The following is a 7,474-nucleotide window of genomic DNA, read 5'->3' as shown; positions in this document are numbered from 1 at the left end:
TCCAAATGGAGAATTTATTTCGTTTAAAAGAAAAGCGCACTCTTACATGATTGGAGAGGAAATCTCGTTTAACGAACAAGAACAAAGAGCATCGCGTTTTTCGATCCCTTCTTTCTTAAAGGCTGCATCATTACTTGTTGCTTGTTTTCTATGTGTGTTGCTGCCTTTCTACAACCAACCGGAAGAAAAAGTATTTGCTTATGTCTCAGTTGATATAAATCCAAGTTTAGAGGCGAGCGTAACAAAGGATCTTCGTGTTATAGATTTGCGAGCTTGTAATGATGATGGAAAGCGTATTTTAAAAGAAATGAAACGATGGGAAAATAAACATTTGCAAGACGTAATACGTACTATTATAAAGAAAAGTCAAGAGGGTAAGTACTTAACGAATGATAAGCAAGTTATGCTAACAGCTGTTACAAAGGAAAAGTCGCTAGAACCACAGTTGGAAAAGGCTATGCAAGAATTAAAGAAAGAGTATGAGACAAAACATGTTACAGTCGTATATCAAAGCAGTACGATGCAAGTGCGAAAGAATGCCAAGAAAGCAGGAATTGGCACAGGTGTTTATATAAAGCAAGAGAATGAGAAGAAAAAACTGCTTTCTCCTCCTGTACCACCGTCTAATGAGGAGGAACATGATGAGGAAATACATTCGCAACCAAAGCCATCTCTTGATGCATCATCGGATTTGTCTCCTGTAAAAGAAAAAAAATACGAGAAGCAAGAGCATAAAGAACAAAAGCAAACCCAAGAACAGCTGGCCAAGCAAATAAAAGAAAATAATGGACATCAGCAAGAGAACAACGGTAGAGAATCTCAGCAAGGAAATAATGGACATCAGCAAGAGAACAACGGTAGGGGACCTCAGAAAGAAAATAATAGAAATCAGCAAGAAAACAACGGTAGAGGGTCTCAGAAAGAAAATAATGGACATCAGCAAGAGAACAACGGTAGGGGATCTCAGCAAGGAAATAATGGACATCAGCAAGAGAACAACGGCAGGGGATCTCAGAAAGAAAATAATGGACATCAGCAAGAAAGCAATGGTAGAGGGTCTCAGAAAGAAAATAACGGGCCTAAAAATGAGGACAAAAGCATTCCTGCCATACAATATTAAGGGAATGTGAAGAAGAATCCATAGAACATTGAAGATGGGGATTAGTTTCATGTTAGGATTGAAATCATTTCGTACAGCAACTTTACCAAATGATGGGATTCATCTGTAAGTTTTTTGGAGTAGTCGTTTAATTTCAAAGCTAAAAGGAAATTATTATTCTATATTCTAAGCTATTTTCGTATCAAAAACCTAGAAGGTATATCTATTAATATAGTTTGCGTTTGTACTTAGAATAAGACGAAAAGGAGTATGTAAAAGATATAATGGAGAAAAAAATTCAACAAGAGAAAGATAAATCAAAACCTGTTTTTTATGATCCTAAAGGAAGAAGGAAAATAGCTTTTAGTTGGTTGCTATGTATCTTAATAGTTAGCGTAAGTATTGTATTTTATTTTTTCTTTCGAAGTATTTTTTCAACACCAGAAATTCCAAATATGAATCCTGCTGTAAAACAAAATACTAAACTTGTACCTATTAATCAAAAACTTAGCGACCAGCAGTTAAAGAAAGAAGAATTTAAATCAAATACCGAAATAAAATATAATAAAAATTCTGTCAATTCAACGGGCGATAGTAAACAACCTAAAGAAGTTTATGGTTTTTATGTGAACTGGGATAAAAATAGTACCGCTTCTTTAAAAGAAAATATCGATTCATTAACCATGTTAGTACCAGAATGGTATCACTTAAAAGCAGACTTAACAATTAGTAGTGAGATAAAACCTGAGATTGTAAAGTTAGCAGAAAAAAATCATGTGAAAATTATGCCTTTACTTACTAACTATACGCAAAAAGCTTCTGGTCCTGATAGTGAACTTATTCATAAGTTACTGAATTCTCCAGATCATGTAAAGACAAAGTTTATTAATAATTTAGTAAAGCAAGTTGAAAAGAATCGATTTTCGGGTATTAATATTGACTTTGAGGCAATACCTGAAAGCGATAGAGAAAAATTAACAAATTTCATGAAAGAACTTACTACGGTCTTTCATAAACATCATTTGCTCGTTACGCAAGATGTCCCTGCTAATGATAAAGCTATTGATTATGGTGAGTTAGCCAAAGTAATAGATCGTATGATTGTAATGATGTATGATGAGCACTATGGAGCAGGGGTACCAGGACCAATTGCTTCAAATAAATGGTTTGAACATACGCTTAATGGACTAGACATTCCGTCTGAGAAACTTATAGTTGCTTTCGGTAACTATGGATATGATTGGGAAGTAAATAGCAATGAACCTGCGAAGTCTTTAACTTTCTCAGAAGTTATGACAATGGCTCATGATTCAAATATAAATATTCAATGGGATAAGATTAGTGGAAACCCTTATTTTAGATATAAAACAGGAGCGAAAGAACATACTGCTTGGTTTTTAGATGGTGTTACTCTTTATAATCAAGTGAAAATCGCAATGAACAACAATGCAAAGGGATTTGCGTTATGGAGACTAGGAGCAGAAGATCCTACTATATGGAAAGTATTAAAGAATCCTATTGAGGTACAAAAAAATCCTGATGCATTACATAAAATCGCTAGTTTAGATGAAGTAAATTATTCTGGACAAGGCGAAATTTTGCAGGTTGAGAATGAGAGACACAATGGATTGAGAGATTTTAAAGTAGACCAAAATGGTTATTTTACAGATGAAGTGTATCAATCACTGCCATCTTCATATGAAGTGCAACGATATGGAAAGCCAAAAGGCAAACAAGTAGCATTAACATTTGATGATGGACCAAATCCGAAATATACACCGGAAATTCTAGATATATTAAAAGAGTATAAAATAAAAGCTGCCTTTTTTGTACTTGGTGAAAATGCGCAATTAAATCCTAGTATTGTTAAAAGAATATACGATGAGGGGCATGAGATTGGCAATCATACCTTCAAGCATCCTAACGTCGCTGATACGTCTTTGCTACGTACAAAAGTAGAACTTAATACAACTCAGCGCCTAATCCAAGAAATAACTGGGCATTCTACGGTTTTATTTAGGCCACCGTATGAAGCAGATGCTAACCCGGATTCATCAAATGAAATACTGCCTATTTTGCGTGCACAAAATATGAACTATACAATGGTGGCAGAAAAAGTTGATCCTGAAGATTGGGCGACTCCATCAACAAATGAATTAGTAAAGCGTACTCTTAATCCCATTTATAAGGGGGAGGGAAATGTTATTCTTCTCCATGATGCAGGAGGGGATCGTACCCATACGGTAGAGGCGCTGCCGATGATTATTAAAGATCTTAAAAAGAATGGATATAGTTTTGTAACAATTTCAGATTTAATGAATAAAGAACGAGATGAAGTTATGCCTCCCGTTTCTTCAGAGGATAAGCAATATTTACTTTATAATAAAGCTGTTTTTTCAGGAGCAGGATATTCTAAGCATATATTAACAACTATTTTTTATATTGCTATTGGATTAGGTATTTTCCGATTCCTATTTTTAATTTATTTTTCATTCAAGCAAAAAAAGAAAACAAACTCTCGTTTATTTGCTAATTCGTCTTATCAACCTTTTGTTAGTGTTGTGATAGCAGCATATAATGAAGAGAAGGTTATAGCTAAGACGATTCGCTCAATTTTGGATAGTAATTATAGAGAGTTTGAAGTTATTGTCGTTGATGACGGATCGAAAGATGATACGTCAAAAGTAATTCAAGAAACATTCTATAAACATCCTAGAGTTCGTTTAATTCAGAAAGAAAATGGTGGGAAATCATCCGCAATGAACTTAGGATTTCAAAAATCAACAGGAGAAATCATTGTCACTTTAGATGCGGATACAATTATTGCGCAAGACGCTATTTCTCTAATGATCAGACACTTTGAAGATCATAATGTAGCAGCAGTTTCAGGTAATGTCAAAGTGGGAAACAGACGGAACTTGTTAACTACTTGGCAACATGTTGAATATATTACAGGATTTAATTTAGAACGCAGAGCTTTTGATGAGTTAAATTGTATTACGGTAGTTCCTGGAGCTATTGGAGCATGGCGTAAAAAGAATGTAGTCGAATCTGGATATTTAAGCGAAGATACATTGGCAGAAGATACGGATCTTACTATTACATTTTTACGTGAAGGGCATAGAATCGTATATGAAGAAAAAGCGTATGCTTATACGGAGTCACCTGAAGATGTGAAAAGTCTTATTAAACAGCGATATCGTTGGTCATATGGTACACTCCAATGTCTTTGGAAACATCGAAAAGCATTGTTTAATGCAAAACATAAAACATTAGGGTTTATTGCATTGCCTAACATGTGGTTATTCCAATATGTTCTGCAATTTATTGCTCCTTTAGCAGATATATTAATGATTATGGGGCTATTTGGTAGCAATCCGCTAAAAGTTTTAGGATTTTATTTTGTATTCTTTTTAATGGATCTTCTCGCTTCTCTGTTTGCATTTAAATTAGAGAAAGAGAACCCTAAACCACTAGTATGGTTAATTTTACAACGCTTTATTTATCGTCAATTTATGACTTATGTTGTAATTAAATCTATATTTTCATCCATTCGAGGGGTAGCGGTAGGATGGAATAAACTAAAGAGAATGGGAAGTGTTGAGCATTCCCCAGAACATAAGGAGGCATCATAAGAGAGCAGACGATCTGCTCTCTTTTTGTTAAAAGGACTCACCATATCAAAAAAAGAAAATTGTTTGAACTTGTAGCATAAAATACAATTCTGTTAGGAATATATGCGTTTTACTGATTTTCATTTTATCTTTGCACCAGAACCTCTAATAATCTATACTGGTTGTTTAGAAAAAGAAGAAGGTTTCTTCTGAAACTGACCTTTCCTAACCTTAAGTTGATGGATGTGGAGTAGCACCACATGCCCATCAAGCTAAGATTTTTAATTACCCTATGTCCATCAGGTTATTAGTATCAATTTGATCAAACTTTATTATAAAGCAACACTATATGATTTTCTTCATACCGCATTGACGACATTCTCTTAAAAAGATGAAATCTTTAACGGAACTTTTGAATAAGGTATTGCCGCAATTATCACAGCGGCCGCTAATTTTATTATCAAGACTTAAATTGAAAAAAGATAGATAAATAAAGGGACATAACATATTAGTCATATAAAATATGTTATGTGTTCACAAATAATAAAGTTGTTAAAAAATAATAAAGTCATTTCAAAAATAAAATAGATGTTTTCAAAAATGGTATTATTATCTATGTTAGGAAACAAATAAAGGGGTAGTTCAAATGTTTAGAAAGAAGCAGGAGAAAAGCATTCACGTTAAACTGGTTGATAAACAAGGGGAAGTTATTAGAGAGTTTGATTGTACAAAAAAAGACTTAAAAGAAGTAAGAAAAACTGGTATTGAAATTCGTATGGTTGAAGAAAACCAATATGAAATGGTAGCAACCGATGAACAACTAGAAAGACTAGCAAAAGCAGAAGCAGAGTATGAGGAAGAGTTAGCAATCTACGAAGAAGCAATGCAAGAGTTAGAGCAAGAACTAGCAGAAGAAGAAGCGAAACAGAAAGAACTGAAAGAAAAGAATAAATGGAGTACAAAGAAGAAGGTAATTGTCTTTGGACTGGTATTTATCGTGCTTTTTGTATTTCCTATGATAGACGGGTATTTTGAGAGTAAACTAGTAAACGAAGGTACATCATTAAACGCTGAAATCACAGGTAGACATGTAGAAAAAGGGTTTCTATCTGACCAAGGAATACTAATCGTAAAGATAGACGGTAAAGAGTACGATGTAAGAGTAGGAAGAATAACCTTTAACGATGCACAGTGGTTTGGTGGACTAAGAGTTATCAAAACAAAAGAGGGTAAAGTTAAGGTAGACCCTAGATATGAAGCCGAAGATTTAGTTACAAGCTATAAAGAAATAACAAAGTAAAACTTTAATATTCGCTTCCAAAATTAAACAACATTATTATTTGCAAAAATCGAAACCATTAAAACAAAATACAAATTTCAAATAACTTTATAAACATATTTAACTATATTTTCAATATCATGTTAATAATTCTAATATATACGAGAAAGAGGATAGCATGCTCTTATATTGAACATACTATCCTCTTATTAGTTTAGTCTATTTAAATTGTATCAGGGAACTCTTTATATGTCTATATTTTACTTAGATCGTATTCTTATTTAGGTTCTTTATTTTCCATTTGTTTCACCTGCATATCAATATGAATTAATATAGCTTAACCATAATAATATGAAGTATTCACATAGTGGATGCTTTTTTATTTTGAATAATGATAAGGAGTGAGTATAGATGCAATTAACTAAGCTCGAAAAGGCCGCTGTTATTGGGGTAATTCTAAAGTGTTTTTTAGATATTAGATCTTGCTAATTAATATAGGACCCTATTTATATATCAAGCTCATTAATTATTTATCGAAAATCCACTAATTTTGAATAAAAGTTATTTTTAAGCCCCTGTGAACCAATAAAGGGCAAAATAACTTTCTTCCGTTTCCATAACAAAGAACACATCATTCCAGTCTGGTTCATAAGCATATGCACATCTGATTCCACTACGAGGAAAATCGATAGGTTTGATATAAGGAGAATATCTGTTTCTTACTTCTGTAAATTCTTTTTTGGATATCATTTTCAATTCTTTTAGTTCTGCTCTAATTCTCTCTTCGAGTTCCTGCATAGTCATTTCTATCACATTTTTTCCTTTATACCAATACCAATGTGTATTTCTCCGTTCAATGAATAGGCATTGTACTGCAAACTCCTCCAAATCATTAATGCTGTCGTAGTTATTTTTTCTTTTGGTTTGTTCAAAAACGTATATTGTCTCTTCACATCCCCCTATTAATTCATCATCTTCAAATACAAAATATTTCACACTTACCACTCCTTAATTAATAATTTTTTGCTCTTTATCATTTTAGCCAAGAAGACTCCTTCCTCAAGGAACGTGAAGGGTCGCAGCCCAGTGAGTAGGTGGGAGATGAATTGGCTTCGGACAAGGGATGGCATGAAGCCATCTTAATTGTTCGACATATGTAAAGTGTTACTGGATAATTTGTCATTATCACTTCACTACCTATCGAATGTATGTTTGTTGTATAATAGACATATGTCGAACTGGAGGTGAAACGAATGATTATCAATAAAGCATATAAATTTCGTATATATCCAAATAAAGCACAAGCAACGCTAATCAATAAAACGATTGGTTGCTCTCGCTTTGTATTCAATCATTTCCTATCTCTATGGGATAACGCATACAAAGAAACAGGAAAAGGTTTGACATATGGTACATGCTCTGCCAAACTTCCTGCCATGAAGAAAGAGTTTGTTTGGCTAAAAGAAGTGGATAGTATTGCGA

At 33.5% G+C, this 7,474-nt stretch carries 5 protein-coding genes and 1 pseudogene; 4 read left to right on the top strand and 2 right to left on the bottom strand.

Features of this window, described 5'->3' with window-relative positions; genetic code table 11:
- Positions 1 to 1,120: anti-sigma factor domain-containing protein (locus tag MR109_RS29255; protein ID WP_242274812.1), on the top strand; the 1,120-nt coding region annotated here is incomplete at its 5' end.
- 263 nt (positions 1,121 to 1,383) lie between these two features.
- Positions 1,384 to 4,734 (top strand): trifunctional glycoside hydrolase family 18/polysaccharide deacetylase/glycosyltransferase family 2 protein, encoded by a 3,351-nt coding sequence (locus tag MR109_RS29250; RefSeq protein ID WP_242274811.1) that lies wholly within the window; start codon positions 1,384 to 1,386, stop codon positions 4,732 to 4,734.
- Positions 4,735 to 5,058: 324 nt separating this feature from the next.
- Here MR109_RS29250 and MR109_RS29245 read toward each other — a convergent pair.
- Positions 5,059 to 5,160 (bottom strand): annotated as a pseudogene (locus tag MR109_RS29245) (DUF8096 family protein); the annotation flags it as partial.
- A gap of 199 nt (positions 5,161 to 5,359) precedes the next feature.
- Here MR109_RS29245 and MR109_RS29240 point away from each other — a divergent pair.
- Positions 5,360 to 6,013, top strand: a complete 654-nt coding sequence (locus tag MR109_RS29240) for a hypothetical protein (RefSeq protein WP_242274810.1) — start codon at positions 5,360 to 5,362, stop codon at positions 6,011 to 6,013.
- A gap of 546 nt (positions 6,014 to 6,559) precedes the next feature.
- On the opposite strand, the gene MR109_RS29235 is transcribed toward MR109_RS29240, so the two are convergent.
- The gene (locus tag MR109_RS29235) at positions 6,560 to 6,988 is read right to left on the bottom strand and encodes a hypothetical protein (RefSeq protein WP_242274809.1); all 429 of its coding nucleotides are present in this window, start codon (positions 6,986 to 6,988) and stop codon (positions 6,560 to 6,562) included.
- A 257-nt stretch (positions 6,989 to 7,245) separates the two neighbouring features.
- Between MR109_RS29235 and MR109_RS29230 the strand changes: the two genes are divergently transcribed.
- The coding region (locus tag MR109_RS29230; protein ID WP_242274808.1) for a helix-turn-helix domain-containing protein at positions 7,246 to 7,474 on the top strand (229 nt) is incomplete at its 3' end.

The sequence above is a fragment of the Bacillus cereus group sp. BfR-BA-01310 genome, assembly GCF_022664325.1.
Lineage (GTDB): Bacteria > Bacillota > Bacilli > Bacillales > Bacillaceae_G > Bacillus_A > Bacillus_A paramycoides.
This window is presented reverse-complemented; position numbering and strand designations above follow the sequence as displayed.

Bases quoted from the DNA above. Each gene is read 5' to 3' on its own strand.
- MR109_RS29240 (WP_242274810.1), top strand. From the start codon at position 5,360: ATGTTTAGAAAGAAGCAGGAGAAAAGCATTCACGTTAAACTGGTTGAT.
- MR109_RS29250 (WP_242274811.1), top strand. From the start codon at position 1,384: ATGGAGAAAAAAATTCAACAAGAGAAAGATAAATCAAAACCTGTTTTT.